Raw genomic sequence first — 25,278 nt, forward strand, 5'->3', positions numbered from 1 at the left:
GAGGGGTGATGACTTCCCTGGCCCAGGACAGATCCGTCGAGCTGTCGATCGGTGGCATGACGTGCGCGTCGTGCGCGAACCGGATCGAGCGCAAGCTGAACAAGCTCGAGGGGGTGAGCGCGACGGTGAACTACGCGACGGAGAAGGCGAAGGTCACCTTCCCCGCGGATATCGATCCGAAGGAACTGATCAGCGAGGTGGAGAAGGCCGGCTACACCGCCGCACTGCCGGCTCCCCCGGCCCCGAGCGAAGCACCCGCGGACGAGCTGAAGCCGCTGCGGCAGCGGCTGGTCACCGCAGTCGCGCTGAGCGTGCCGGTGGTCGCGATGGCGATGATCCCGGCGTTGCAGTTCACGAACTGGCAGTGGTTGTCGCTGGTGCTGGCCGCGCCGGTGGTGGTGTACGCGGGCTGGCCGTTCCACAAGGCGGCCTGGACGAACCTGCGGCACGGCGCGGCGACGATGGACACGCTGATCTCGGTGGGCACGCTGGCGGCTTTCGGCTGGTCGGTATGGGCGTTGTTCTTCGGCAGCGCGGGCACGCCCGGGATGACGCATCCGTTCGCCTTCACGATCGAGCGCACCGACGGGTCGGGCAACATCTATCTGGAGACCGCGGCGGCGGTGACGGCGTTCATTCTGGCCGGCCGGTATTTCGAGTCCCGTTCCAAGCGGCGTGCGGGTGCGGCGTTGCGGGCGTTGCTGGAGTTGGGTGCCAAGGAGGTGGAGCTGGCCGACGGCCGGCGGGTCCCTACCGACCAGCTCAAGGTCGGTGACACCTTTGTGGTGCGGCCCGGTGAGAAGATCGCCACCGATGGGGTGATCGTCGAGGGTTCCTCGGCGGTGGACGCCTCGATGCTGACCGGTGAGTCGGTGCCGGTGGAGGTGCGGCCGGGGGATGCGGTCACGGGGGCGACGGTGAATGCCGGCGGGCGTCTGATCGTCCGGGCCACTCGGGTGGGTGCGGACACTCAGCTGGCGCAGATGGCCAAGCTGGTGGAGGAGGCGCAGACCGGTAAGGCGGCGGTGCAGCGGCTGGCCGATCGGATTTCGGGGATCTTCGTGCCGATCGTGATCGCGCTCGCGGTCGGGACGCTGGGCTTCTGGCTGGGCACCGGTAACGGGGTGGCGGCGGCGTTCACCGCGGCGGTGGCGGTGTTGATCATCGCGTGCCCGTGCGCGCTGGGTCTGGCCACGCCGACCGCGCTGCTGGTGGGCACCGGCCGGGGTGCTCAGCTCGGGATTCTGATCAAGGGGCCGGAGGTGCTGGAGTCGACCCGCAAGGTCGACACCGTGGTGCTGGACAAGACCGGCACGGTCACCGAGGGCAAGATGACCTTGGTGGCGGTGCATCTGGCCGAGGGGGAGAACCGCGAGGAGGTCCTGCGGCTGGCGGGCGCGCTGGAGCATGCCTCGGAGCACCCGATCGCCCAGGCGATCGCCCGCGAGGCCCAGTCGAAGGCGACGGTGGAGGACTTCGCCAACGTCGAGGGGCTGGGTGTGCAGGGGATCGTGGACGGCCACGCGGTCCTGGTCGGCCGTCCCAAGCTGCTGGCGGAATGGTCGCAGTACCTGCCGGACAGCCTTCAGCAAGCGCTGGGCACCGAGCAGGCCAAGGGCCGCACCGCGGTCGCGGTCGGCTGGGACGGCCAGGCGCGGGCGGTCCTGGTGGTGGCCGACGTCATCAAGCCCACCAGTCGCCAGGCGATCGAGCAGCTCAGGGCGCTCGGCCTGCGGCCGGTGCTGCTGACCGGCGACAACGAGGCCGTGGCCAGGACGGTGGCGGCCGAGGTGGGCATCGATGAGGTGATCGCCGAGGTGCTGCCCGCCGACAAGGTCGAGGTGGTCAAGAAGCTGCAGGCCGAGGGCCGGGTCGTGGCGATGGTGGGCGACGGGGTCAACGACGCCGCCGCACTGGCTCAGGCCGATCTGGGGCTGGCGATGGGCACCGGCACGGATGCCGCGATCGAGGCCGCGGATCTGACCCTGGTCCGGGGTGATCTGCGGGTGGCGCCGGAGGCGATCCGGTTGTCGCGGAGGACGCTGAAGACGATCAAGGGGAATCTGTTCTGGGCGTTCGCCTACAACGTGGCCGCGCTGCCGCTGGCCGCGCTGGGGCTGCTCAACCCGATGATCGCGGGCGCGGCGATGGCGTTCTCAAGCGTGTTCGTGGTCAGCAACAGCCTGCGGCTGCGCCGCTTCAAGTGATCGCTGCCCCCATCTGACGGCCGGCGCCATCGAGGCGCTGGCCGCCGCGAACGCCGCGCCGAGCAGCAGCCAGCCGAGCGTTCCGCCGCCGAGCACCAGCGTGGTGAGCACGACGGGCCCGAGCATCCTGGCCACGGCCACGCCGGTGCCGAAGAAGCCCTGGTACTGGCCCTGCTTGTGGTCGGGGGCGAGCCCGAAGCTGATCTCCCAGGACCCGGAGGCCAGCAGCATCTCGCTGAGAACCTGCAGGCCGGCCGCCACGAGCAGGAACAGCCACCCGTACGGGCTCAGCGCGAACACCGCGCAGGCCGCGAACATCACCAGCCCCGCGTACCGCACCGACCGGGCGGCGGACGGCAGGCCCTTCACGCGCCGGGCCACCCGCACCTGGAAGAGCAGCACGGTGACGGTGTTGAGCAGCAGCAGGACCGAGACCATCCAGGTGGGCGCGCTCGTACGCGAGGCGATCCAGAGCGGCACCACCAGGCTGAGCAGCGGCATGTAGAAGAGCATCACCGCGTTGATCAACGTGATCAGCGCGTACGGCCGGTCTCTGAGCACCGCCAGCCGGGGCCCGGGCGCGGCCGGCGGGACCTGGACAGAAGGCAGCTTGAGCAGCAGCCGGGCGGCGACCAGGAAGCTCACGGCGTCGAGCGCGAACACCGCCAGATACGCCGGCCGCGTGCCGAGATGCAGGGCGAGCCCGCCCAGGGCGGCGCCGACGGCCAGGCCGCCGTTGAGCGTGGACTGCAGGACTGCCCGCACGACCGTGCGCTCCTCGGGGGCGATCAGCCCGGCGAGCAGGGCCTGGCGGGCGGCCGACAGGCCCGTCTGCGCCGTCCCGTACAGGCAGGCCACCAGCACGAAGAGCGCGAACGAGCGGACGAACAGGAACGAGCCGACCGCCGTGGCGGTCGTGAGCGCGAGCAGGACGGCGACGCCGCGTGGCCCGCGCCGGTCGGCCAGGTGGCCGAGCGGCACGCCGGCCACCGAGCCGACGGCCCAGCCGAGCGTGAGGCCGAGGCCGATCTCGGTGGCCGACAGGCCGACGATCCTGGTGAAGTAGAACGCTGAGGTGACGAGGTAGACGCCGTCGCCGATGGAGTTCGCGAGCTGGGCCTGAGCCAGGATGCGCCGGGGTGCCATACCCTCATCTTCGATCCCCCATTGTCCCGATATAAGCTCCAATTTCTGGGAAAGTGATTGGGCCAAGATGGACGTTCACATCAGCCTCCACGGCCGGGGTGACCTGGCCGCGCAGGTCTACCGGCAGCTGCTCGACGCCATTCTCGACGGCCGGCTCAGGTCGGGCGAGCGGCTGCCCCCGACCAGGGAGCTGGCGCGCCGCCTGGAGATCTCCAGGAACACGGTCGCCGTGGCCTATGACCGCCTGGTCGCCGACGGGTTCCTGGTGGGACGGGCGGGGGCGGGCACGTTCGTGTCGGGGGAGCCGGTGCGCGGCAGGGCGGCCCCGAAGGGCGTGGTGCGGCCGAGGGCGTTCTGGCAGGGGATCGAGGCCCCGCGAGCCATGCGGGGAGCCCGGTACGACTTCCGCGTCGGCATGCCGGACCCGCGCCTGTTCCCCATAGAGAGCTGGCGCCGGCTGGTGGCCCGCGAGCTGCGGGTGAGCGCCGCCGCGTACAGCAGCCCTGCCGGATATGAGCCGCTGAGAGAGGCCATTTCACGTCATATAGGGATCAGCCGCTCGGTCCACGCCGGCCCCGACGACGTGCTGATCACGAACGGCGCCCAGCAGGCGCTCGACCTCATCGGCCGCGTCCTGATCGAGCCGGGGGCCTGCGTGGCCGTCGAGGAGCCCGGCTACCCGCCCGCCCGGCTGCTGTTCCGCTCGCTCGGCGCCCGCGTGGCCGGCGTGCCGGTGGACGCCGAGGGCATCGACGTCCGGGCCATCCCCCGTGCCGCCCGCATCGTGTACGTCACCCCGTCGCACCAGTTCCCGCTGGGCACGCCCATGTCGCTGGGCCGCCGCACCGCCCTGCTGGCCTGGGCCGAGCGCCGCAGGGCGGTGGTGATCGAGGACGACTACGACAGCGAGTTCCGCTTCGGCGACCGCCCGCTCGAACCCCTCCAGAGCCTCGACCGCGCAGGCCGCGTCATCTACGTGGGCTCCTTCTCCAAGACCCTGCTCCCCATGCTCAGGCTCGGCTTCCTCGTCGCCCCGGCCTCGCTGGCCCCGGCGCTGGCCGCGGCCAAGCAGCTGTCCGACTGGCACAGCGACGTGCCCGCGCAGGCCGCCCTGGCCCGCTTCATCGACGAGGGGCTCCTGTCCAGGCACATCAGGAAGGCGACCCGCGAGTACGCCGCCAGGCACGCCCTGATCGCCGAGACGCTGGCGGGCGACGAGCGGCTGCGGGTGGTCCCGTCCACCGCGGGCCTGCACCTGTGCGCCCGGCTGGCCCCTGGCGTGGAGGTACGCGCGGCGCCGGATCTGGCGGTGGAGCCGCTGGCGGCGTACTGCGGCGAGAGCCCGGCCCAGCCCGGCGTGGTCCTCGGCTACGGCGGCATCACCAGGGACGACATCCCCGAAGGACTCAGGCGCCTACGGATGGCGGCGGCTCCAGAACCGGCGGGCCCGCTCCCCTGACAGCTCGGGGTCGTCGGGCGGCGCCGGCTGCTGCACGATCACGACCGTGGTCCGCGCGTGGCGGGCACAGTACATGCTGGTCGAGGGCAGGAAGATGCGGCTGAGCAGCCCGCGCCGGCTCCGCCCCAGCACCAGCAGGTCGCCCTCGCGGGCCAGGTCGACGAGGTGGTAGCCGGGATCGCCGACCCGGCCGATCACCGCCGTTCTGATGTCGTCGGGCACGCCGCCCGCGACGTCGTCGAACACGCCGGCGATCACCTCGCCGCAGCGCGCCTCCTCGCCGGCTCGGAGCGCGTGCTGGACGGGCAGAGCCTCGGGGAAGGGGTGGACGGGCGCGCGGCTGACGTGTACGGCGACCAGGGCCATCCGGTGCAGCCTGGCCGCACCGATGGCCCAGGCAAGCGCCCAGCGCGAGGCCGGGGACTCGTCCACCCCCACGATCAGCCTCGCACCGCCGGGCAGTTCCTGTTCCACGGTGCCTCCTGTCAAGAAGTACGACCATAGTGCGCCCGCCGGTCTCTTACCGGGAGGTGGCACTTTCCGAACTATGGAGTCCCTCGCGAACCCCGGCGTAGCATGCGGGGGTGGAACGAGGGTGGGTGCGACCCCGTCCCGCCCTCGACCGGCGGCTGGACGGGGCGCTCACGTACAGGCTCACCTCGATCGTCGCAACTACAGGCTACGGGAAGTCGACCGCCCTGGCAGGGTGGAGCCAGGCCGTCGGCGCGGTGCTGCACCGGCTCGGGCCCGCTGATCGTGATCTTCCCACGCTGGCGGGAGCGGTGGCATCGGCTCTGTCGGATCGGGTGGCCGGGCTGCCCGCCGACCTGGTGACCGCCGCCGACGCCCCGCTCGGTCCTGACGCCGACGAGCTGTCCAGGGCGGCGGCGCTGGCGGGCGCGCTGGCCGAGGCGCTGGCCAGGCGGCTGCGGCGCGGCCTCGCGCTGGTCTTCGACGGCATCGACGCCATCGCGGGCGCCCCGGGCTCGGTGCGTTACGTGGAGACGCTGGTCCGCGTCGCCCCCCGGCACCTGCACCTGGTGACCGCGTCGCGGGCGCCGCTGCCGTTCCCGACCGCCCGGCTGCGCCAGGACCACGAGGTGCTCGACCTCGACGCGACCGATCTCGCGCTCACCCCGGACGAGACGGCCGCCTGGGCCCACGACCGGCTGGGCGAGCAGGGCGCGGCCGTCGCCGCCACGCTCCACGACGCCTGCGGCGGCTGGCCCGCCGCCGTGCAGGCCGCGCTCGACGCGCTGGCCCGCGAGGACCCGTCCGGCTGGCCGCGCACAGCCGCCGGGCTGGCCGCCAACTCCGCCACGCTCGAACGCCTCACGCTGGCCGCGTTCGAGGACCTGCCGCCGGCGATGCGCGAGCTGCTGCGGGCCGCCACCGTCCTGCCCGTGCTGACCGCCGGGCTGGCCGCCACGCTCGGCGCGCCGCCCGACACGCTCGACTCGCTCACCAGCCGCGGCCTCTTCCTCGAGGCCGGTCAGGACGGCCACCGCCTGACCTTGACCAGCCGCCACGTGCTGGCCAAGAACGCGCCGCTCGACCGGCACGAGGCCCACGACGTGGCGGCGGTCGCGTCCCGCTGGTACGTCGAGCACGACCAGCCCGAGCTGGCCCTGCGGGCCGCCGTCGCGACCGAGCACCCGGGCCTGGCGGCCGCGCTCCTCGACGCGTACGGCCTGCGCCTGGCCGAGCGCGGGGACGTGGTCGCGGCGCTGGAGCTGCTGCCCGAGGCCGCCAGGAACGCGCCCACCATGATCAAGCTGGCCGGCGTCGCCGAGCAGAACCGCGGCCACTGGACCCGCGCCCGCGACCTGCTCGCCCGGGCCGCCGAGGGCCCGGCGTTCGACGCGTTCGTGGCCAGGCGGCTCGGCCTCATCGACCACCTGCGCGGCGACCTCGACGCGGCCCTGGCCGGCTACGCCAGGGGATACGAGTACGGCCTGCCGCCCGCCGACGCCGCCATGTGCGCCGCGTCCACGGCGTCGGTGCTCTGGCTGAAGGGCGACCGGGCGGGCTGCGCCGAGCTCGCCGACAAGGCGCTCGAGCAGGCCAGCAGCCTGGGCGACCCGAGCGCGCTGGCCATGGCCAACACGGTCCTGGCCATGCTCGCCGCGCTCGACGGGGACCGCCGCGCCAACGACGCCCACTACCTGCGCGCCCTGGAGTACGCCGAACGCGCGGGCGACATCGTCCAGCTCATCCGCATTCACGCCAACCGGGCCTCCCGCCACCTGGACGAGGGCGCCTACGCCGAGGCGCTGGCCGAGACGGAGATCGGAGGCCGGCTGTCCGACCTGGTGTCGTTCGCCCCCTATGCCGCCCTGAACGTCTCCAACCGCGCCAAGGCCCTGATCGGCCTCGGCCGCCTGGAGGAGGCGGCCACCGAGGCCGCCGACGCGGTGGCCAGGTGGGAGGCGATGGGCTCCCGCCTGGTCGGCACCGGCCTGAACCGGCTCGCCGAGATCAACGTCCTGCGCGGTGACCGCAGGACGGCGGCGGCGATCTACCGGCGGGTCATCGCCGATTTGGGGCCGTCGGGCGAGGTGCAGTCGCTGTCCAACGCGCTCAACGGCCTCGCCGAGCTGCTGGCCGACGACGATCCGGCCGAGGCCGCCCGCGTCGCCGAGCAGGCGCTCGAACACACCGAAGGCATCGCGGGGGTGAGCGCCAGGGTCGTGGCCGCCCGCGTGGCGCTGGCGGGCGGGCGGCACGACGACGCCAGGGCGCTGCTCGACGAGACCGAGCCCGTCGCGGTGAGCCGCAGGGACCACGCCGCGCAGGCCGCCATCGCCGAGCTGCGGGCCGAGCTGGACGGCGACGCGCGGGCGGCCGACGAGGCCGTGCGCACGTGGACGATGCTCGGCGACCCGGTGGGGCAGGCCAGGGCCGAGCTGGTCAGGGCGGCTCTGGCCGACCCGGCGACCGGCGGCGAGCTGGCGGCCGGGGTGCGCGAGCGCATGCACGCCATCGGCTGCCGGGCGCTCGACGACCGGATCGACGCGCTGATCGCCCGCGCCGCTCCCGCGCCGGGCGCGAGGGTGATCGTCGAGACTTTGGGAACGTTCCGGGTGCTGCGGGGCGGCGTTCCGGTCCCGCGTACGGCCTGGCAGTCGCGCAAGGCGCGTGACCTGCTGAAGATCCTGGTCAGCCGGAGGGGGAGCGGGATCGGCAGGGAACGGCTGGTGGAGATCCTCTGGCCGGACCAGGAGGGCGAGGCGGTCGGGCTGCGCCGGCTGAACGTGATGGTGTCCACGCTGCGCGCGGTGCTGGATCCGGCGCACGAAAGGCCGGCGGACGAGATCGTGGTCTCGGATGAGGGCGCGTTACGGCTTGATCTGTCCAATGTAGACGTCGATGTCGAGAAATTTCTGGATCTGGTGGCTCAGGCCGTACGGCTGGACCAGGCGGGACGTACGGCCGAGGCGCTGGAGCGGTGGACGGCGGCCGAGAGCGCGTACGGCGGGGAGTTCTGCGAGGAGGACCCGTACGCGGACTGGGCCGTGGGGCTGCGCGAGCAGGCCCGGCTGGCCTACACGCAGGCGGCGGCCAGGCTCGCGGCGGCGCGGGCGGGCGAGCGGCGCTACGACGAGTCCGCCCGCTACTGGCTGCGGCTGCTGGAGCGCGACCGCTACGACGAGCGCGCCCACCTGGGCCTGGTGCGGGTGCTCGACCTGGCCGGCCGCCGCGGCGACGCCCGCAGGCGCTACCACCTCTACGCCGAACGCATGCGTGAGCTGGAGGTCGAGCCCGCCCCGTACCCCACCTGAACCAGACCTGAACCGCCCGGCGAGATGGTTTCCAGATGAGAACGGTCATCGTCCGGCTGGTCGAGCCCGAGCAATCCGGCGGCCAGCTCCGCGGGCTGCTCGAAGAGGTGGGCGGCGAGCCGGTGCCGTTCAGCGGCACGGAAGCCCTTCTCGACCTCCTGCGTTCCGCCGCCGGACTCAACACGAACTCGGCCTGAACCTCCGCGCCGACGATGGTTGTCGAGAGGAGGCGCGATGAGCGAGCAGGGGAGCGGTTGGCCGTTCGTCGGGCGAGGGGGGCCGCTCACGACCGTGCGGGCGGCGCTGCGGTCGGGTGCGGGCGTGATGATCGCCGGTGAGGCCGGGGTCGGGAAGAGCAGGCTGGCGGCGGAGGCGCTGGCCGGGTTACCGGGCTATGCGGTGGTGCGCGCGCTCGGCACGGAGACGGCGTCGATGATCCCGTTCGGGGCGTTCGCGCACGTGCTCACGGGGCCGCCGGAGGGCGGCGAGAACCTGCTGAGCTGGGCCGCCCGCCACCTGCGCGAGCGCGCGCCCCGGGGCGAGCTGCTGGTCAGCGTGGACGACGCGCACCGGCTGGACCCGGCCTCCGCGGCGCTGGTGCACTACCTGGCCGACAGCGGCGCGGCGCGCGTCCTGGTGACGGTGCGGTCCGGGGAGCCGCAGCCGGCTCCGGTGGCCGCGCTGTGGAAGGACGAACTGCTCGACAGGATCGAGCTGCCGCCGCTGACGAGGGCCGAGGTCGGGCAGGCGCTCGCGGGCGCGCTCGGCGGCGAGGTCGCCGCGGAGACCGTACGGCACCTGGCGCGGGTCAGCGAGGGGAACGTCCTCTACCTGCGCGAGGTCGTGCAGGCGGGGCGCAACACGGGCTGCCTGGCCGAGCGGGACGGGCAGTGGCGCTGGCGGGGCGAGCTGTCCATGACGACCAGGCTGCGCGAGCTGGTGGGCGACCGGATCGGCCACCTCGACGAGGACGAGCGCGAGGTGCTGGAGCTGGTGGCGTTCGGGGAGCCGCTGGGCACGGAGCTGCTGGTGTCGCTGACCTCGGCCCGGGCGGTCGAGCGGGTCGAGGACCGCGGCCTGGTCGTGGCCGCCAGCGAGGGCAGGCGCGAGCAGCTGCGGCTCGGCCACCCTCTCTACGGCGAGGTGGTCCGCGGCGGCTGCGGCACGCTGCGGACGCGGCGGCGGCTGCGGATGCTGGCCGACGCGCTGGAGGCCAGCGGGCTGCGGCGGCGCGAGGACGAGCTGCGCGCGGCCGTGTGGCGGCTGGACTCCGGCTCGGTCACGGCCCCCGAGATGCTGGTGTCGGCCGCCCGGCTGGCCTGGGGCAGGCAGGATCCCCACCTGGCCGAACGCCTGGCCAGGGCCGCGATCGACGCGGGCGGGGGCGTGGCCGCGGTCGCGGTGCTCGGCGAGGTGCTCATGGTGCTGGGCGACGCGGACGCGGCGCTGTCGGCGCTGCGTCGGGCGGCCCGCGACGCGGTCACCGAGGCCGACCGCGCCCAGCACTCCTTCAGCCTGGGGATCAACCTGGCGTGGGCGGGCGCGGACGCCGAGGCGTGCGAGGTGCTCGACCTGGCCGCCGCGACGCTGACCGAGCCGGTCTGGCTGCAGGAGGCGCACGTCTACCGCGCCGTGACGGACTGCTTCGCCGGGCGGCTGACCGGGGCGGCGCGCTCGCTGGCGCGGTCCCGTTCGTACGGGCCGATGTCGCCGCGCGCCGACGCGCACGCGGCGTCCATGGAGGCGTGGGTCGCGGCGTACTCGGGGCGTACCCGAGAGAGCCTCGCCATCGCCGCGCGCACGCTGGAGAGCGTGGACAGCTGGCGGGACGAGGCGCCGCACGCGCTGCCGAGCTTCCTGGACGCGCTCTGCGCCGCCCAGACGTTCGCGGGCCTGCTGGAGGCGGCGGACCGGTCGGCGGAGCAGGGGATGGAGCTGCCGGCGGCCGAGCTGTCGGTGTCGGGGTTCGCGGCGTACCGGGCGATGGCCGGGCGGTTGCGCGGGGATGTCGCGGGGGCGCTGCGCTGGTGCCGGGACGACCTGGCCAGGATGCCCGGGCGGGAGCCCTACCTGGGGCGGGTGCTGGCCGAGCAGGCGCACGCGCTGGCGCTGCTGGGCCGTACGGCGCAGGCCCGGGAGGTGCTGGCGGAGGCCGGCGCGACGGCGTCCAGGTGGGCCTTCACCCGGCAGCACGTGCTGCAGGCCGCGGTGTGGGTGGCGGCCTGCGGCGGCGAGCTCGACGAGGCGGTACGGCTGTGCCTGGCGGCGGCGGACCACGCCGAGCGGCACGAGCTGCACGCCGGCCTGATGTTCGCGCTGCACGACCTGGTACGGCTCGGCGCTCCCGACCAGTTCGCCAGGCTGGCCGGCCGGGTGGACGGCCTCCTGGCCGCGCTCCTGGCCAGGCACGCCCGCGCGATCGGCGACCCGGTCGAGCTCCGCGCGGTGGCCGGGGAGTTCGAGCGGCTCGGGATGCTCCTGTACGCGGCCGAGGCCACGGCCCAGGAGGCGGCGGCGCACCGGGACGCGGGCCGCGGCTCGCTGGCCAAGGGGGCGCAGACCAGGGCGTGGGCGCTGGCCAGGCGCTGCCCGGGCGTGTCGACCCCGGCGCTGGTGGAGCTGGCCACGCCCGAGCTGACGCCGCGCCAGCGGGAGATCCTCCAGCTCGCGGCCGCCGGGCTGACCAACCGGCAGATCGCCGACCGGCTCACGCTGTCCACGCGTACGGCCGCCAATCATTTGCAGGCGGCCTACGACAAGCTCGGCGTGAACGACCGCACCCAGGCGGGCCGCCTGCTGGCGGCGCTCTAGATCAGCTTCATCAGGCCGTCGTACAGCGCCTGCCGCTCGTCCTCGGCCAGCGCCTGGTACGGCCGCGCGGCCCGCAGGTTGGTCTCCGCCTCGATCCGCGCGCGGACGGGCCCGTCCCGCAGGCCGACGATCTCGGCCGCGGACAGGCCCTCCGCCTGCCAGGCCCGGGCGTGGGCGTCGGCGCGGTGGTAGCGGAGGACGGCCAGCCGGTTGAACAGGAGCAGGCCCGGCTCGCTCCCCTCGGGCTCGTAGGGAGGTGAGACGAGTTCGAGCGCGCCGCCCGGCAGCCGCTCGGCCCGGTCGAGCACCCTGCCGGCCAGGTGCGCCAGCCGGGGCAGGTCCTGCCCTGCCCAGCTCCGCGCGGCGGCGGCGCCGTGCGCCTCGTACAGCTTCCGGATGAACGCCAGCCCCGAGGCCGTCGCCCTCAGCGCCCCGCCTTCGTCCTCGGCCAGGGTGCCCTCGCTCAGGTGCTCCCGGATCCCGGCCTCTCGCTCGGCCGCGTCGCGGTAGCGGTAGATCGCGCCCAGGCCGGCTCGGGTCAGCGGGCGCAGCGGCAGCACGAACCTCAGGTCGTACAGGAATCCAGTGCTCACGCCGGCGGTCTCGGCCAGTGCGGTGATCGCTCTGCGGGCGGAGGCGTGCACGTTGACCTGGGCCGCGTCGATGACGGGCGCGATGGCCGCCGCATACTCAGACAATTCCCGAATTTCCGGCATTGTCCGCCATTATGCCCGCGTTCCGGCGACCAGACGGGTGTGTCCGCTGATCGCCGGTGCGCGGCACCACGATCCAGGTCTTAGCCCTTGCTCCAGATCGCCGCGATGGTGCTGCCCTCGGTGTCCAGGACCTCGGGACGGTAGCCCAGCGCCTTCAGCTCGGTGGCCTTGAGCGTGTAGGTCAGCTTGGACAGGTTCAGGTACTCCTTCAGGCCGGTCGCGCTGCCCTTGCTCCACACGGTGGTGTAGAGCTTGCCGGGCTCGACGGCCATGAGGACGGGGCGCAGCCCCTGCTTGGTCTTGGCCAGGAGCTCCTTGCCGCGCTGCTCGACCGTCTGGCCGGTGGTCACCTGGACGGTGCCCGTGGCGGCCCCGGCGACCCAGACGGCCGCGTAGAGCGGCTTCTCGACCGTGCCGTACACGTCCAGCGAGGCGACGCTGAAGCCGGCGGCCGAGAGCTGGGCGTTGACGGACGCGAAGACGTCCTTGGTCATGTTGAGCTTGGACTGGACCTTCTCGGTCGTCTTCTCGAAGACCGCCGCGAAGATGGCACCAGGCCCCGAGCCCGTGCCGCTGATCATGGTCGGCACGAAGCCGCTCTTCGCCTGCTCGGTGATGCGCGTCGGCAGGTCGGTCGCCGACAGGCCCTGCAGGACGCTCACCTTGCGGGTGGCGTCCTTGATCCAGACGGACGTGTACTGCGGGTTGGCGGCGTTGGTCACGCTCAACGCTTCGGGAACGTAGCCGGTGCCGAGCAGCTGCTTGACCTTCTTGAGCTGCTCGGTCGGGTTGAGGCTATCGAGTGAGAGCCAGTCCAGCACCGGAAGGCTCTGGACGCTCTTGGTGGTCTCGGTGGACTGCTGGGCGCTCGCCGGGGTCGCGATGGCCAGCAGGGGAGCGACTGTCGCCGCCACAGCCGCAGTGATGGCGACGGTCCTCGGGGTCCTCATGATCCTCCTCGGGTAAAGGGTGTCCGTTTCTGGACAGTGAGTGACCATAACAAAGGATGAGCGAGAGTTCACCAGGTGTGACCACATACGCCGCAATCTGCGTCAGAAAGCTGGAGGCCCAGATGTCAGGGCATCTGTCAAAATCACGGGCAGTCCTCCAGCGGGGAGCGTTCCAGAGCGGTCCGGTACGGTTCCAGGCGTGAACGCGGGCATCATCGGGCAAGCAGCAGGCCTGTTCGCCGTCACGAACATCGACGACCTCGTCATCCTGGCGCTCTTCTTCGCCCAGGGAAGCGGGCACCTGCGGATCGTCCTCGGGCAGTACATCGGCTTCGCCGGGATCCTCGTGGTCGCCGTCGCGGCCGCCTTCGGGGCCACGTTCCTGCCCCCGTCCGCCGTCCCGTACCTCGGCCTGCTCCCCCTCGCCCTGGGCCTCAAGGCGGCCTGGCAGGCGTGGCGCGACCGCGCCGACGGCGGCGACGACGACCCGCCCGCGCGGGGCGGCGGGCCGAAGGCGCTGGAGGTCGCCGCGGTCACCTTCGCCAACGGCGGCGACAACATCGGGGTCTACGTCCCCGTCTTCGCCACGTCCGGCACCTCGGGCATGGCCGTGTACGTGATCGTCTTCCTGATCCTGGTCGCCGTCTGGTGCCTGGCCGGCAGGTTCTTCGCCACCCGCCCGCTGGTCGCCAGCGCGCTCAGCCGGTGGGGACACATCCTGCTGCCCCTCGTCTTGATCGGGCTCGGGGTGGTCATCCTCGTGGAGGGCGGGGCCTTCGGTCTCTGAAGTCTGCCGAGAGCTGAAGATCGCCTGTCCTGGCAGTCCCCGCGGCTACGCTCGCACCATGACAGCGACCTGGGAGCCCATGGCGGCGGGAGTGCTGCGGCTGCCCTCGGGCCGGCTGGTGCGCGGCCGGGGGCTGCGGCGCCCGCTCCCCGAAGGGCCGCTCCCCACGTTCGCCCTCTACCTGCTGGGCCGCCGGCCCCCGGCCGTCGACTGGGAGCACCGGTGGGTGCGCTGGCCCGACTTCTGGCTGCCCTCCGACCGGGGCGCCGCCGCCCACGCGTTCCGCGAGGCGTGGGACCGCGCCGGGTCCGAGCGCGTCGAGGTCGCCTGCGGCGGCGGCCGGGGCCGCACCGGCACGGCCCTGGCCTGCCTGGCCGTGCTCGACGGGGTGCCCGGCGACCGGGCCGTCGCCTACGTACGCGAGCACTACGACTCGCACGCCGTCGAGACCCCTTGGCAGCGCCGCTTCGTCGCCCTATTCGACCGTTCTTAGGATCTGCTCGATCGACGTGGCGCGGGCGCGCAGCTCGGCCAGGTCGGCGGCCATCCGCTGCTGGGCGTCCATGGTGTTCTCGGCGAGCTGCTCGAACCGGCGCACGAGCTGCCGCAGGTCGTCCGCCTGGTGGGCGTCGAGCTTGGCCTTGCGCATCTCGAACATTCCCACGGCGAAAAGGGCGATCAGGAAGCCGACCACGAGCAGCACCCCTAACGAGAAGATCGCCGCGGGCCAAGAATCGATCATCAGGAGTGCTCCTTGGGTCCTGGCCCCTTCCCGGGGTCCGGCCTGGTGAGTGTCTTGGCCGCCTCGGCCAGTGCCGACGCGGTCAGGTGCAGGCTGAAGTCCGTGACTTCGTAGTACTTCATGGCCTTGCCGTCGTCGGACAGCTCCAGGGTGCCGGTGATGAGCCCGGCCGCCTCGAGCCGTTGCAGGTGCATGTGGAGGAGCGGGCGGCTCACCCCGATCTCGCGGGCCAGGTGGCTGACATAGTCGCGCCCGTCCGCCAGCACCGCCATGATGCGCAGCCGCAGCGGGTTGGACAGGGCCGCGAAGATCTCGACCAGGTCGTCACCTGTCGGCCCCGGCACTGTCATGGCTTCCCGTCACGTGTAATGATTATCTTACAGGTGAGCCTAGCACTCAGGTGGTGCTCCGGGAAAGCTCGGGACTGGGGGTCCCCGCCCGTTCCTGCCGGGACGGCGACCGGGCGCCGAGGGCCAGTCCCAGGGCCAGGCAGACCAGCGGGATCGCCGGGATCACGTAACGCACGTCGTAGGCCGCCAGGAACGGCGGCGAGGCGACCAGCGCGAGTGCCGTGACCCCGGGCAGCAGCGCGTCCCACCGCCGCCGCACGAGCGCCGTCGCCAGCGCCCCGACCAGGGCCAGCATGAGCAGCGGGAACGGCACGTACCCGAACCGCTGGTACGCCCGCAGCCACCCCGCGAACGGCTCCACGACCCGGGTGGCGGCCGGTCCGCCCTCGTACGACTCGGCGATGCCGCGTACCGACTCGCTCAGCGGCCGCTCCGCGGAGGGGAACTTGTACGGCGTCTTCTCGTCCACGGCCGTACGCTCCCAGCGCAGCAGCTGCGTGAGGTCGGTCGCGACCGCCGCGACGTACTCGCCGGGCTGGGCGAGGATGGCCGCCCTGGCGAACTCCCCGGCAAGCTGGTTGCGATGGGCCGTGCCCGGCACCTTGAGCAGGGGGGAGAAGCTCTCCCACAGCCAGTACGGCGGGTACGGGCGCTGCTCCACCGGCATGTTGGGGCAGAGCACGGCCAGCCGCTCCGGAGGCTTGATCACCGAGCAGTCGGCGAAGCTCATGGTCCTGGACCACAGGAAGTTCCCGTCCGCCTCGGTCAGCGCGAACTTCCCCTTCTCCACCTTCGCCCAGGTGGCGTACGCGCCCAGCGGGATCGCGCCCGCCACCAGCAGCGCCACGAGCGGGCGCCAGCCGTACCGCCTGATCAGCAGGTACGCGGCCGTGAGGATCAGCAGCGGCAGGCCGACCGTCCTGGTGATCCCGGCCAGGCCGAGCAGCAGGCCGCCGACGGCGGCGGTGGCGGGGGTGACGCGCCAGACCACGAGCAGGATCGCGACCGTGACCAGCACGACGAAGACCGCGTCCGCCATGATCATGTGTTCGAGCAGCACCAGGAACTCGTCGTACAGCAGCGGGGTGACCAGCAGGGCGGCGCCCCAGCCTGGCAGGCCGCGCCGCCTCAGCAGCGCGTAGACCGCCACAGCCAGCGCCAGCATCAGCAGGTGCTGCAGGACCGTCACCAGCGTGAGGCTGTGTGCGGGGCGCAGCAGCGCCAGCAGCAGCGAGTAGCCGGAGGGCCTGGTGGTGCCGGGGGTCAGCTCCTCGCGCAGGAAGGCGAACGAGTCGCCGTAGAAGAGGATCGACGGAGGGTAGCCGAGCACGGCGAGAGCCCGCAGCGCGATCGCGGGCAGCAGGGCGATGACCAGGGCGCGATGTGCCAAGGTGGATCCGCTTCCTCGTGTGTCGGGGCCCCCACAATAGTGGGTGAACCGGACATCACCCTGGCCTGATGGGTCAGTTCTGCTCAGGCAGGGGATCGACGAGGATCGCCGGGTCCAGGTTGCGCAGGATGCCGGGGCGGTCGGTGAGGATCGGCCACTGGGTGGACCGCGCGCATAAGATCACGTGGCCCGCGGTGATGTCGCTCGACCCGTCGAGGATCTCGGCGATGTCGGGCACCTTTCCCGCGGTGAGGTCGTCGACCTGGACGGCGGAACTGCTGATCAGATCGAAGAGTTCGACTTTCGTGACGAGCGGGACGATCGAATAGACGAGGGTGAGGGCGGTCGCGGGAATGCACAGCCCGCCGCCCCGATAAAGGCACAGCGCCGCGATGCTGCGAGAATGATTCGTTTTCGCGACCGCTATGTCGACGAGCGCTCCCACATCGAGAACGCGCCCAGGAAGCATGGTCAATCCTCTTGATTCCGATGCAGGCCGAGCCTGAGCATCACGTCGTCCGAAATCCGGTCCACCTTGAGAGCGTCGGCCGCCCTGTCGAGGTCGTCGCACTGCAGGTTCCAGCGTTGGATCAAGATGGTCGCATGCGTCATGTTGCCCACTTCGCGCTCCACCGCGGCGCGAATCACCTCGGAAATCATACGGCCATCGGCGCGCGCTTTTTGATGAACCGCATCAAGTGTCGCCTTGTCTAAATTTACGATGATTGATGCTGTTTCCCCGGATTGTGTCTTGGGTTCGGCGGAAAGGCGGGGCGCCGACATAGGCCAGGACGGTGGAGCGGGGGTGTCAGGGGCCTTGTCGTTGTCCGCGGAATTCCGCCGTGATGGAATGGGGATCGCCATACGCACGACGGTAGTCCCATAACGCCGCCGCCGATAGTCACCCATCGAGATCGGGTGGTCACAAGGGCCTCCGGAGGAGTCACATGCACCGCGTCACGGCGAAAGACGGCACGTCCATCGCGTTCGAACGCCTGGGCGTCGGTCCCGCGATCGTCCTGGTCGGCGGCGCCGCGGTCGACCGCTCGGCCAACGCGCAGCTCGCGCGGGAGCTGGCGGAGCGGTTCACCGTCTACAACTACGACCGGCGCGGCCGGGGCGAGAGCGAGGACACCCTCCCGTACGAGGTCGACCGCGAGATCGAGGACATCGCCGCGCTCATCGCCGAGGCGGGTGGGGCGGCGCACCTGTTCGGGATCTCGTCGGGCGGCGCGCTCGCGCTCGAAGCCGCCGCCGCGGGGCTGCCGATCGCGAGACTGGCCGTGTACGAGGTGCCCTACGACCTGGCGCCGGACGGGCCGAAGCGCGCGCGGGAGTACGCCGACCGGCTCCGCGCGCTGCTGGCCGAGGGCCGCCGCGGCGACGCGTTGGCGCTGTTCATGGTGACGGCGGGCGCGACCGAGGAGATGGTGGAGCAGGCCCGCGAGTCGCCGGCGTGGCCGGGCCTGGAAGCCCTCGCGCCCACGCTCGCCTACGACGCCGCCTGCCTGGGCGACGGCCGCCCGCCCGCCGACCGGCTGGCCGGCATCGCCTGCCCCACGCTGGTGGCCACGGGCGGGGGCGGCGGCTTCTTCGCCCTAGCCGCCGACGCGATCGCGGAGCTCGTCCCGGGCGCCGTGCGCGAGACCATCGAGGGCCAGACGCACATGGTGGACCCGAAGGCGCTGGCCCCGGTGCTCACGCGCTTCCTCGGACAGTAGACCCAGCACTACTGCCCGGCCCGCCAACCTGCGGATACCGTCAGAAAGTGCTCAACCGGACCGCGCTGGAGGCGCTGACGCAGCGGCCGCTGCCGTTCCTGGGCTCCGCGTGGCCCTGGCGGTGCGCGGCGTACCTGCTGGCCAGCGCCGTCCCCGGCCTGGCGGTGGGGGCCGCGGCGTTCGCCACGATCCCGCTCGGCGTGGTCGCGGCCCCGATCGTGCTGGCGCTGTGCCTGCCGCTGGTCGCCTGGTTCGAGCGGCGCAGGCTGCGGCTGGTGGACGGCGTGCCGCTGCCCGAGGCGCCCGCCGGGCGCGGGCGCGAGGCCGGGCTGGCCGTCATCACGGTGCTCGCGCTGTGGTGGATCGACCTGGTCATGCTGGGGTTCACGGTGGGCGGGCCGGTGGTCCTGATGCTCTCGCCGGTCGTGCAGCCCGAGGCGGAGGTCGGGATCGCCGCCGTGGGCTCCGTGGCGGGCGTGCTGCTGCTGCCCGTCGCCGCGTACACGATCACCGCCTGGGGCGGCGCCCGGGGGGCGATGGTACGCGCGATGCTCGCGCCGCAGGGCTCCGAGCTGAACGAGGTGCTGCGGTCACGGGCGCGGCTGGTGGACGCGTTCGAGACGGAGCGCCGCAGGATCGAGCGGGACCTGCACGACGGCGCGCAGCAGCGGCTGGTCTCCCTGTCGATGGCGCTCGGCATGGCCCGGCTGGACCTGCCGGACGACTCGCCCGCGGGCCGGATGGTCGGGCAGGCCCACGAGGAGGCCAAGCGGGCGCTCGCCGAGCTGCGCGAGCTGATCAGGGGCGTGCACTCGCAGGTGCTCACCGACCGCGGGCTGGGCGCGGCGGTGCGCGACGTGGCCGGGCGCTCCCCCGTGCCCGTGGACGTGGACGTGGAGCTGGCCGGGCGGCTGCCCGCGCCCGTGGAGGTGACCGCGTACTACGTGGTCAGCGAGGCCCTGGCGAACCTGGCCAAGCACAGCCGGGCCACCAGGGGCGCCGTCACCGGGCGGGTCGAGGGCGGCACGCTGGTCGTGGAGGTGCGCGACGACGGCGTGGGCGGGGCCGACCCGGCCAGGGGCACGGGGCTGACCGGGCTGGCCGACCGGCTGGCCGTGGTGGACGGGCGCCTGTCCCTGTCCAGCCCGATCGGCGGTCCGACCCTGATGAGAGCGGAGATACCGTGCGCGTAGTGATCGCCGAGGACGCCGTCCTGCTGCGGGAGGGCCTGGTCGGGCTGCTCGAACGCTTCGGCCACACCGTGGCCGCCGCGGTCGGCGACGCGCCCGCCCTGCTCGCCGCCGTCGCCGAGCACCGCCCCGACGCCGTGGTGACCGACGTGCGCATGCCGCCCGGCTTCGCCGACGAGGGGCTGCGGGCGGCACTGGAGCTGCGCGAACGGCATCCGGACCTGGCCGTCCTGGTGCTCAGCCAGTACGTCGAGCAGACCTACGCGGCCGAACTGCTGGAGCCGGGCGCCGGCGCGGGGATCGGCTACCTGCTGAAGGACCGCATCGGCGACGTACGCGAGTTCGTCGACGCGCTCGACCGGGTGGCCGCCGGGGGCACGGTCGTGGACCCGGAGGTGGTCCGCCAGCTGCTCAGGCGGCGCCGCGACCCGCTGGCCCGGCTCACCCCGCGCGAGCAGGAGGTGCTCGGCCTGATCGCCGAGGGGCGGACGAACGCGTCGATCGCCAGGGAGCTGTTCGTCACCGAGGCGGCCGTGGCCAAGCACATCGCGAACATCTTCGCCAAGCTCGACCTCCCGCCCGCCGCGGACGGGCACAGAAGGGTGCTTGCGGTGCTCGAATACCTCAAATGACGCGGCTGGAAAGTAGGGTTCGTTGGCATGAACGAGCAGTGGCAGGAGGTCGGCGACCGGGTCTATGTCCGGCGCCACAAGTCGTACGACATGAACGTGGGGCTGGTCGTGGGCGACGGGCACTGCCTGGTGCTCGACACGCGTAGCTCGCACAGGGAGGCGGCGGACCTCATCGAGGCGGTCAGGAGGATCACCGGCAGCCCGTGGACGGTCGTCAACAGCCACTCCCATTTCGACCACTACTTCGGTAACGCGCTCTTCGGCCCCGCCGAGATCTGGGGCCACGTCAGGTGCGCCGAGGAGATCGACCAGTACGGCGAGCAGCAGCGCGCCGTGATGATCGAAGGGCATCCCGAGCGGCGCGAGGAGTTCGAGGAGGTCACGATCGTGCCGCCGGACCACACGTTCACGAGCGCGGCCAGCCTCGACATCGGCGGACGGATCGTGCACCTGCAGCATTTCGGGCTCGGGCACAGCAGCAACGACGTGGTCGTGCACGTGCCGGACGCGGGCGTGGTGTTCGCGGGTGACCTGGTGGAGGAGGGGGCGCCGCCGGCGTTCAGCGACTCGTACCCGCTCGACTGGCCGCTCACCATGGCGGCGATGCTGGACGAGCTGCCCGAGCAGGTGATCGTGCCGGGGCACGGCGCGGTCGTGGACCGGGCGTACGCGCAGGCGCAGCAGGCCGAGCTGGCCCTCGTGGCCGAGCTGGCCAGGCGGGCACACGTGGAGGGCCTGCGTGACCTGATCAAGCTCTTCCCCTATCCGGAGGACGTGACCAGGCAGGCGATCGACAGGGCCTTCCTGCAGCTGGATGTCTGAGCTATATTGCAAATTGCAATATAGGAGGTGGCATCATGGCGCAACGCCACAATTTGGTCGGCCTGACCGTGCTGGCCCTGCTCACCGTGCGCCCGAGCCACCCGTACGAGCTGCACCGGTTCATCATCGACACGCACAAGGACTACATCACCGGCCTGCCGCGCAGCCTCTACCACGCGGTGGAGCGGCTGGCCAAGGACGAGCTGATCGTCCCCTCGAAGACCGACCGCGAGGGCCGCAGGCCCGAGCGCACGGTCTACGAGATCACCGACGAGGGCCGCCAGGAGCTGGTCACCCGGCTGCGGCAGCTCCTGGAGAAACCCGACCCCGACCGGCGCGCCTTCGTCGCGGCCGTCTCGCTCATGGGCTGCCTGCCGCTGCCCGAGGCGCAGCGGGCGCTGCGCGGGCGCGCGGCCACGATCGAGGGCGTCCTGGCCGGGATGGAGGCCCACCTGCGAGCCATGGCCGACAGCGGCCTGCCCGCGATCCTCATGCTGGAGGTGGAGTGCGAGCAGGCGCTCTACACCGCCGAGCTCGGCTGGATCACGGGGCTGCTCGACCGGCTCGACAGGGGAGAGCTCGACTGGCAGACCACGGTCGAGATGTGAGAAGGCCGCCGAGGTGCGCCAACACCCCGGCGGCCGGAAATCCGAACAAGGCGCCTGCCCTGCCCGAACTCGCATTCACAGGATAGGCGCCGCGACAGAGGGAGCAGTGCCATGTCCGCAGAGATCGTCCGGCTGCTCGCGCGGATCCCGGAGACCTGGAACTCCGGGGACGCCGAGGGTTACGCCGCGCTCTTCACCGAGGACGCCGACTACATCACGTTCTTCGGCAGCCACCTGGAGGGCCGGCAGGCCATCGAGGAGGCCCACCGCGAGCTGTTCAAGCTCGACATCAAGCTCGAAGGGGGCGGCGGCCCGCCGCTGATCAAGCCGCTCAGCGACGACGTCGCGCTGGTGATCGTGGGCGGCGGCTCGTCCGTGAACGGCGCCGCCGACCCGAGCCGCCAGTCGGTCATCACGCTGACCGCGCTCCGCACGCCCGAGGGCTGGCGCTTCGCCTCCTTCCAGAACACGAGGGTGAGCGCGCCGTGAGCAGGCGGCTCATCACCGAGGTCGCCGGGGTGATCGAGGCCCCGGTCGAGCGGGTGTGGCCGGAGATCGTACGGACCGTCCCGAGGACGGAGCTGGGCGAGCACGTCCTGGCCTACCAGGGCGGCTGGTGGTACCGCGGCGAGTGGTCGGTCACCCCCGTCCCCGGGGGCACGCGCCTGGTCCACCGCGTCTACGACGTGGCCGGCCAGGGCTGGGCCGTCGCCCTGGCCAACCGGCTGTTCATCGGGTTCCGCGAACGTACGCGCCGGTCGTTCGCGGAGGGCCTGGTCCACCTCGGAAACCGCTTGGGGTGCGCCACCAGGCTCACCTAGGCGTGGCGTGGCAAGGGCGTGGCGAGCACGCTGATCGGGCACGCCCTTGCCACGAATCAAGCGAGCCTGATCTTCCCCTTCGACACCTTGATCTTCTTGCCGGCGAGCGGCTTCTTGGCGGGGCCGTTCACCACCGCGCCCGTCGAGGCGCTGAACTTGCTGCCGTGGCACGGGCAGTTGATCGTGCCACGGCTGACGCTCGCCACCGTGCAGCCCTGGTGGGTGCACTTGGCGCTGAAGCACTTGTAGACGCCCTTCCTGGGCTGGGTGATCACGTACTTGCCCTGGACGATCTTCCCGCCCCCTACCGGGATGCTCTTGGTGGTGGCGAGGACGGGCTTGGCCGCCTCCGCTTCCGCCTCTGCCGGACGCGGCCACAGGAACACGACTCCTGCGCCCGCGGCGCTACCTCTGGTGATCAATGCGCGGCGTGTGAGCATTGTTGCCTCCTTCAACCACTCACACGTTTGCAGATCTTCAGTGGTTCAGAGGAAATTTGGCGATAAATCCGGAATCTGCGTACACGAGCGTGCCGCCGTGCAGGTGCGCGATGTCCCGCGCGATCGGCAGCCCCAGCCCGGCGCCGCCCGCGTCCCTGGCCCGCGCCTCGTCCAGCCTGGTGAACCGGGCGAACACCGCCTCCCGCTGCTCCGGCGGGATCCCGGGCCCGTCGTCCTGCACCTCCAGCACGGCCCGGTCCTCCTCGGCGTGCACGCGTACCCGCACGGTGGAGGCGGCGTGCCGGACCGCGTTGTCGGCCAGGTTCGTCACCAGGCGGTCGAGGTGGGCGCGGGAGCCCTTCATCACCACGTCCGGCTCGATGTCCAGCTCCAGGCGCACCTCGGGCCGCCGCCTGGCGCGTACCGACTCCTCGGCGGCCACCTGGCCCAGGTCCAGCTCGGCCGCGCGCAGCGGCTCGCCCGCGTCCAGCTTGGCCAGGATGAGCAGGTCGGCGGCCAGGGACTGCAGGCGTTCGACGTCGGCCAGCGCCTCCCTGGTCAGCTCGCTGGGCTCGGCCAGCTCCAGGCGGGCGCGCAGGGTGGCGATGGGGCTGCGCAGCTCGTGCGCCGCGTCCGCGACGAACCGCTTGTGCGTGTCCACGGCCGTCTCCAGGCGGTCGAGGGTGCCGTTCACAGTGGTGGCCAGCGCGGCGATCTCGTCCTTCGAGCCGGGTACGGGCACGCGCTGGTGCAGGTCGCGGGCCGTGATGTCGGCGACCTTGGCGCGGATGGCGGCCACGGGGGCCAGCGCGCGGCCTACCGAGATCCACGTCATCCCGGCCACCACGAGCAGCACGGCGGGCACGCCGGGCAGCAGCGCGCTATAGAGCGTCTGCAGTGCCTTCTCGGCGCCTTCCAGGGGGACCCGCGACCAGACCATGGCGGGGCCGCCCACGGTGGCGACCTTGACGCCGGCGACGGCGTACTTCTGCGGCGCCGCCCACTCGGTGGTGGAGGCGCTCTTGTCGTCGGTCAGCAGCACGTCGGGGTCGGCGATCGTGGCCTTCGTGCCGTCGCGCAGCTGGACCGTGCCGCTCTTCCCGACGATCGCGAGCGGCTCGCCCTCGCCCTGCTTGGCCAGGGCGACCGGGCCCTCGGCGCGAGTCCGCGCGGGCGCCTCGGCACCGGGCGAGACCGGGGTGGCGAGCATGAGGTCCAGCGTCTCCGCGTACGGCGCCGCCGCCGCGGCCTTCCTGGTGGCCTCGGCGTCGGCGTTGCTCTGCAGCGTGCCGCGCAGCACCGCCACCAGCGCCAGCGCGGCCAGGCCCAGGGCGAGGGCCACCACCAGGGTCGCGGCGGCGGTCGCCCGCAGCCGTACGGACGAGAGCGCGGCCGACGCCTTCCGCAGCGGGCTCATGCCGCCTCCAACCGGTAGCCGGCGCCGCGGACCGTCATGAGCGTCGTCCGCCCGAAAGGCGTGTCGATCTTGCGGCGCAGGGCGCTGATGTAGACCTCGACGATGTTCGGGTCGCCGTCGTAGGAGAAGTCCCAGGCCTGGGCCAGCAGCTCGCCCTTGGACACGACCTCGCCGGGCCGGCGGGCCAGCGCGTGCAGCACCGCGAACTCCTTGGGCGTCAACCCGATCTCCACCTCGCCCCTGCGGCACTTCAGCGCCGCCGGGTCGACCACGAGGTCCCCCACGGTGATCGACACGGGCCGCTCCCGCCCGCCCCGCCGCACCAGCGCCCGTAACCTGGCCAGCAGCACCACGTACGAGAACGGCTTGGCCAGGTAGTCGTCGGCCCCGTTGTCGAGCGCCTCGGCCTCGTCGTAGATGCCGTCCTTGGCCGTGAGCATCATGATCGGCGTCCAGTCGCCCGCCTCGCGCAGCTTGGCGCAGACCGCGTAGCCGTTCAGCCTGGGCAGCATCACGTCCAGGACGATCACGTCGTACGTGTTCTCCGTGGCCATCCACAGGCCGTCACGCCCGTCGTGGGCCACGTCCACGGCGAAGCCCTCGCCCGCCAGGCCGCCTTTCACCAGGTCGGCCAGCCGCTCCTCGTCCTCCACCAGTAGCACTCGCACACCGACCAGGGTGCCTCAGGCCACCTAAAGCCAACCTGAAGATCATTTAGGGCCTCTTCAGGGTCACTTCAGGTACGCCGGGCCAGTCTCGGAGGCGTTCGACCGATCCCAGTGAGGAGAACCCATGTTCAAGCGACGTCTCGCGCTGCTCGGCGCGGTCGCCGTACTCGCCGTCACCGGCCTGACCGGCTCCGCCCTGGCCGACGAGACCCCGGGTCCCGCCGGCGCCAAGGTGACCTGCAAGACGGCCGACGGCGAGAGCGTCCAGATGGCCGAGGCCCTGCCGGGCGCGGGCGGCAGGACCGTCGGGCCTGACGGCAAGGTGCGCGAGTTCAAGCCCGGCGACACGGTGAAGGTCGACGCCCTTCCCGAGGGCGAGGTGCCGCCGGACGTGTGGAAGGCCGTGCCCGCCCAGCCGGACGGCGTGGACGTGACGAAGGTCCTGCCTACCCTGCCGGACGGAGTGGAGGTGAGGAAGGCCGTGCCCCTTCCGGAGGACGGCAAGCTGCCTGAGGCCGTACAGGCCGTGCCCGCCCAGCCGGCGAAGCCCGGCGAGAAGCTGGACGCGCCGGCGGCCGGCATCAAGGTGGTGAAGATCATCTGCGAGAAGACCGACTAG

At 72.4% G+C, this 25,278-nt stretch carries 27 protein-coding genes; 15 read left to right on the plus strand and 12 right to left on the minus strand.

Annotated features, from left to right (window positions below; all coding sequences use genetic code 11):
- The first annotated feature begins 8 nt into the window (after positions 1–8).
- A complete protein-coding gene (locus HD596_RS14025; protein ID WP_185069670.1) occupies positions 9–2,207 on the plus strand; it encodes a heavy metal translocating P-type ATPase in 2,199 nt (732 codons plus the stop codon).
- Here the strand turns inward: HD596_RS14025 and HD596_RS14030 are convergent.
- The gene (locus tag HD596_RS14030; protein ID WP_185069671.1) at positions 2,157–3,353 is read right to left on the minus strand and encodes an MFS transporter; all 1,197 of its coding nucleotides are present in this window, start codon (positions 3,351–3,353) and stop codon (positions 2,157–2,159) included. The two genes, HD596_RS14025 and HD596_RS14030, sit on opposite strands and share 51 nt — an antisense overlap.
- A 67-nt stretch (positions 3,354–3,420) precedes the next feature.
- Here HD596_RS14030 and pdxR point away from each other — a divergent pair, with 67 nt between their 5' ends.
- On the plus strand, positions 3,421–4,812 hold the full coding sequence (gene pdxR / locus HD596_RS14035) for a MocR-like pyridoxine biosynthesis transcription factor PdxR (protein ID WP_185069672.1): 1,392 nt from the start codon (positions 3,421–3,423) through the stop codon (positions 4,810–4,812).
- On the opposite strand, the gene HD596_RS14040 is transcribed toward pdxR, so the two are convergent.
- Positions 4,768–5,286, minus strand: coding sequence for a universal stress protein (locus HD596_RS14040; protein ID WP_185069673.1), 519 nt, complete (start codon positions 5,284–5,286; stop codon positions 4,768–4,770). The genes pdxR and HD596_RS14040 overlap by 45 nt on opposite strands.
- A 125-nt stretch (positions 5,287–5,411) precedes the next feature.
- Between HD596_RS14040 and HD596_RS64765 the strand changes: the two genes are divergently transcribed.
- Genes HD596_RS64765 through HD596_RS14055 form a run of 3 tightly spaced genes read left to right on the plus strand, consistent with a single transcriptional unit; the run spans position 5,412 to position 11,405 of the window.
- The gene (locus HD596_RS64765) at positions 5,412–8,594 is read left to right on the plus strand and encodes an AfsR/SARP family transcriptional regulator (protein WP_185069674.1); all 3,183 of its coding nucleotides are present in this window, start codon (positions 5,412–5,414) and stop codon (positions 8,592–8,594) included.
- Between the two features lie 35 nt (positions 8,595–8,629).
- Positions 8,630–8,791 carry a hypothetical protein gene (locus HD596_RS14050; protein ID WP_185069675.1) on the plus strand — a complete coding sequence of 54 codons (162 nt, stop codon included), beginning with the start codon at positions 8,630–8,632 and terminating at the stop codon, positions 8,789–8,791.
- 37 nt (positions 8,792–8,828) lie between these two features.
- Positions 8,829–11,405 (plus strand): helix-turn-helix transcriptional regulator, encoded by a 2,577-nt coding sequence (locus tag HD596_RS14055; protein ID WP_185069676.1) that lies wholly within the window; start codon positions 8,829–8,831, stop codon positions 11,403–11,405.
- Here the strand turns inward: HD596_RS14055 and HD596_RS14060 are convergent.
- Both HD596_RS14060 and HD596_RS14065 read right to left on the minus strand, forming a co-directional pair.
- Entirely contained in the window at positions 11,402–12,103 is a 702-nt protein-coding gene (locus tag HD596_RS14060) for a hypothetical protein (protein WP_185069677.1), read from the minus strand. The two genes, HD596_RS14055 and HD596_RS14060, sit on opposite strands and share 4 nt — an antisense overlap.
- A gap of 98 nt (positions 12,104–12,201) precedes the next feature.
- Complete coding sequence (locus tag HD596_RS14065) at positions 12,202–13,071, minus strand: hypothetical protein (RefSeq protein WP_185069678.1); 870 nt, start codon at positions 13,069–13,071, stop codon at positions 12,202–12,204.
- Positions 13,072–13,270: 199 nt separating this feature from the next.
- Between HD596_RS14065 and HD596_RS14070 the strand changes: the two genes are divergently transcribed.
- Positions 13,271–13,858 carry a cadmium resistance transporter gene (locus HD596_RS14070; RefSeq protein ID WP_185069679.1) on the plus strand — a complete coding sequence of 196 codons (588 nt, stop codon included), beginning with the start codon at positions 13,271–13,273 and terminating at the stop codon, positions 13,856–13,858.
- 58 nt (positions 13,859–13,916) lie between these two features.
- Positions 13,917–14,351: a phosphatase domain-containing protein gene (locus tag HD596_RS14075; RefSeq protein ID WP_185069680.1), complete on the plus strand. Its 435-nt coding sequence runs from the start codon at positions 13,917–13,919 to the stop codon at positions 14,349–14,351.
- On the opposite strand, the gene HD596_RS14080 is transcribed toward HD596_RS14075, so the two are convergent.
- The 5 genes from HD596_RS14080 to HD596_RS14100 all read right to left on the minus strand — a co-directional run bounded on the left by HD596_RS14080 (position 14,334) and on the right by HD596_RS14100 (position 17,204).
- Positions 14,334–14,600, minus strand: a complete 267-nt coding sequence (locus HD596_RS14080) for a hypothetical protein (RefSeq protein WP_185069681.1) — start codon at positions 14,598–14,600, stop codon at positions 14,334–14,336. The two genes, HD596_RS14075 and HD596_RS14080, sit on opposite strands and share 18 nt — an antisense overlap.
- On the minus strand, positions 14,600–14,950 hold the full coding sequence (locus HD596_RS14085) for an ArsR/SmtB family transcription factor (protein WP_185069682.1): 351 nt from the start codon (positions 14,948–14,950) through the stop codon (positions 14,600–14,602). The genes HD596_RS14080 and HD596_RS14085 overlap by 1 nt, the downstream gene beginning before the upstream one ends.
- A gap of 46 nt (positions 14,951–14,996) precedes the next feature.
- Positions 14,997–16,340, minus strand: coding sequence for a hypothetical protein (locus tag HD596_RS14090; RefSeq protein ID WP_185069683.1), 1,344 nt, complete (start codon positions 16,338–16,340; stop codon positions 14,997–14,999).
- 73 nt (positions 16,341–16,413) lie between these two features.
- Positions 16,414–16,809: a hypothetical protein gene (locus HD596_RS14095; protein WP_185069684.1), complete on the minus strand. Its 396-nt coding sequence runs from the start codon at positions 16,807–16,809 to the stop codon at positions 16,414–16,416.
- A gap of 2 nt (positions 16,810–16,811) precedes the next feature.
- Positions 16,812–17,204: a hypothetical protein gene (locus HD596_RS14100; RefSeq protein WP_185069685.1), complete on the minus strand. Its 393-nt coding sequence runs from the start codon at positions 17,202–17,204 to the stop codon at positions 16,812–16,814.
- A gap of 83 nt (positions 17,205–17,287) precedes the next feature.
- Between HD596_RS14100 and HD596_RS14105 the strand changes: the two genes are divergently transcribed.
- The 7 genes from HD596_RS14105 to HD596_RS14135 all read left to right on the plus strand — a co-directional run bounded on the left by HD596_RS14105 (position 17,288) and on the right by HD596_RS14135 (position 22,134).
- A complete protein-coding gene (locus HD596_RS14105) occupies positions 17,288–18,061 on the plus strand; it encodes an alpha/beta fold hydrolase (protein WP_185069686.1) in 774 nt (257 codons plus the stop codon).
- A gap of 47 nt (positions 18,062–18,108) precedes the next feature.
- Positions 18,109–19,254 (plus strand): sensor histidine kinase, encoded by a 1,146-nt coding sequence (locus tag HD596_RS14110; RefSeq protein WP_185069687.1) that lies wholly within the window; start codon positions 18,109–18,111, stop codon positions 19,252–19,254.
- The gene (locus HD596_RS14115; protein WP_185069688.1) at positions 19,245–19,883 is read left to right on the plus strand and encodes a response regulator; all 639 of its coding nucleotides are present in this window, start codon (positions 19,245–19,247) and stop codon (positions 19,881–19,883) included. Before HD596_RS14110 ends, HD596_RS14115 begins: the two co-directional genes overlap by 10 nt.
- A 27-nt stretch (positions 19,884–19,910) precedes the next feature.
- Complete coding sequence (locus HD596_RS14120; RefSeq protein ID WP_185069689.1) at positions 19,911–20,705, plus strand: MBL fold metallo-hydrolase; 795 nt, start codon at positions 19,911–19,913, stop codon at positions 20,703–20,705.
- Positions 20,706–20,740: 35 nt separating this feature from the next.
- Positions 20,741–21,313, plus strand: a complete 573-nt coding sequence (locus HD596_RS14125; protein WP_185069690.1) for a PadR family transcriptional regulator — start codon at positions 20,741–20,743, stop codon at positions 21,311–21,313.
- 111 nt (positions 21,314–21,424) lie between these two features.
- Positions 21,425–21,802: an SgcJ/EcaC family oxidoreductase gene (locus HD596_RS14130; RefSeq protein ID WP_185069691.1), complete on the plus strand. Its 378-nt coding sequence runs from the start codon at positions 21,425–21,427 to the stop codon at positions 21,800–21,802.
- A complete protein-coding gene (locus HD596_RS14135) occupies positions 21,799–22,134 on the plus strand; it encodes a hypothetical protein (RefSeq protein ID WP_185069692.1) in 336 nt (111 codons plus the stop codon). Before HD596_RS14130 ends, HD596_RS14135 begins: the two co-directional genes overlap by 4 nt.
- Positions 22,135–22,190: 56 nt before the next feature.
- Here HD596_RS14135 and HD596_RS14140 read toward each other — a convergent pair whose 3' ends face one another.
- From HD596_RS14140 to HD596_RS14150, 3 genes are read right to left on the minus strand one after another with little or no spacing between them, the layout of a single operon-like run.
- Positions 22,191–22,574 carry a Rieske (2Fe-2S) protein gene (locus HD596_RS14140; protein WP_185069693.1) on the minus strand — a complete coding sequence of 128 codons (384 nt, stop codon included), beginning with the start codon at positions 22,572–22,574 and terminating at the stop codon, positions 22,191–22,193.
- 37 nt (positions 22,575–22,611) lie between these two features.
- Entirely contained in the window at positions 22,612–23,991 is a 1,380-nt protein-coding gene (locus HD596_RS14145) for a sensor histidine kinase (protein ID WP_185069694.1), read from the minus strand.
- A complete protein-coding gene (locus HD596_RS14150) occupies positions 23,988–24,659 on the minus strand; it encodes a response regulator transcription factor (protein WP_185069695.1) in 672 nt (223 codons plus the stop codon). The genes HD596_RS14145 and HD596_RS14150 overlap by 4 nt, the downstream gene beginning before the upstream one ends.
- A 124-nt stretch (positions 24,660–24,783) precedes the next feature.
- Here HD596_RS14150 and HD596_RS14155 point away from each other — a divergent pair, with 124 nt between their 5' ends.
- Entirely contained in the window at positions 24,784–25,278 is a 495-nt protein-coding gene (locus HD596_RS14155; protein ID WP_185069696.1) for a hypothetical protein, read from the plus strand.

It is taken from the genome of Nonomuraea jabiensis (genome assembly GCF_014204795.1).
Taxonomy (GTDB): domain Bacteria; phylum Actinomycetota; class Actinomycetes; order Streptosporangiales; family Streptosporangiaceae; genus Nonomuraea; species Nonomuraea jabiensis.

Coding starts and splice junctions, on each gene's coding strand:
- HD596_RS14075 (WP_185069680.1), top strand. CDS start 13,917: ATGACAGCGACCTGGGAGCCCATGGCGGCGGGAGTGCTGCGGCTGCCC.
- HD596_RS14120 (WP_185069689.1), top strand. CDS start 19,911: ATGAACGAGCAGTGGCAGGAGGTCGGCGACCGGGTCTATGTCCGGCGC.
- HD596_RS14080 (WP_185069681.1), bottom strand. CDS start 14,600: ATGATCGATTCTTGGCCCGCGGCGATCTTCTCGTTAGGGGTGCTGCTC.
- HD596_RS14095 (WP_185069684.1), bottom strand. CDS start 16,809: ATGCTTCCTGGGCGCGTTCTCGATGTGGGAGCGCTCGTCGACATAGCG.
- HD596_RS14100 (WP_185069685.1), bottom strand. CDS start 17,204: ATGGCGATCCCCATTCCATCACGGCGGAATTCCGCGGACAACGACAAG.
- HD596_RS14140 (WP_185069693.1), bottom strand. CDS start 22,574: ATGCTCACACGCCGCGCATTGATCACCAGAGGTAGCGCCGCGGGCGCA.
- HD596_RS14125 (WP_185069690.1), top strand. CDS start 20,741: ATGGCGCAACGCCACAATTTGGTCGGCCTGACCGTGCTGGCCCTGCTC.
- HD596_RS14065 (WP_185069678.1), bottom strand. CDS start 13,071: ATGAGGACCCCGAGGACCGTCGCCATCACTGCGGCTGTGGCGGCGACA.
- HD596_RS14055 (WP_185069676.1), top strand. CDS start 8,829: ATGAGCGAGCAGGGGAGCGGTTGGCCGTTCGTCGGGCGAGGGGGGCCG.
- HD596_RS14130 (WP_185069691.1), top strand. CDS start 21,425: ATGTCCGCAGAGATCGTCCGGCTGCTCGCGCGGATCCCGGAGACCTGG.
- HD596_RS14030 (WP_185069671.1), bottom strand. CDS start 3,353: ATGGCACCCCGGCGCATCCTGGCTCAGGCCCAGCTCGCGAACTCCATC.
- HD596_RS14085 (WP_185069682.1), bottom strand. CDS start 14,950: ATGACAGTGCCGGGGCCGACAGGTGACGACCTGGTCGAGATCTTCGCG.
- pdxR (WP_185069672.1), top strand. CDS start 3,421: ATGGACGTTCACATCAGCCTCCACGGCCGGGGTGACCTGGCCGCGCAG.
- HD596_RS14050 (WP_185069675.1), top strand. CDS start 8,630: ATGAGAACGGTCATCGTCCGGCTGGTCGAGCCCGAGCAATCCGGCGGC.
- HD596_RS14105 (WP_185069686.1), top strand. CDS start 17,288: ATGCACCGCGTCACGGCGAAAGACGGCACGTCCATCGCGTTCGAACGC.
- HD596_RS14025 (WP_185069670.1), top strand. CDS start 9: ATGACTTCCCTGGCCCAGGACAGATCCGTCGAGCTGTCGATCGGTGGC.
- HD596_RS14155 (WP_185069696.1), top strand. CDS start 24,784: ATGTTCAAGCGACGTCTCGCGCTGCTCGGCGCGGTCGCCGTACTCGCC.
- HD596_RS14145 (WP_185069694.1), bottom strand. CDS start 23,991: ATGAGCCCGCTGCGGAAGGCGTCGGCCGCGCTCTCGTCCGTACGGCTG.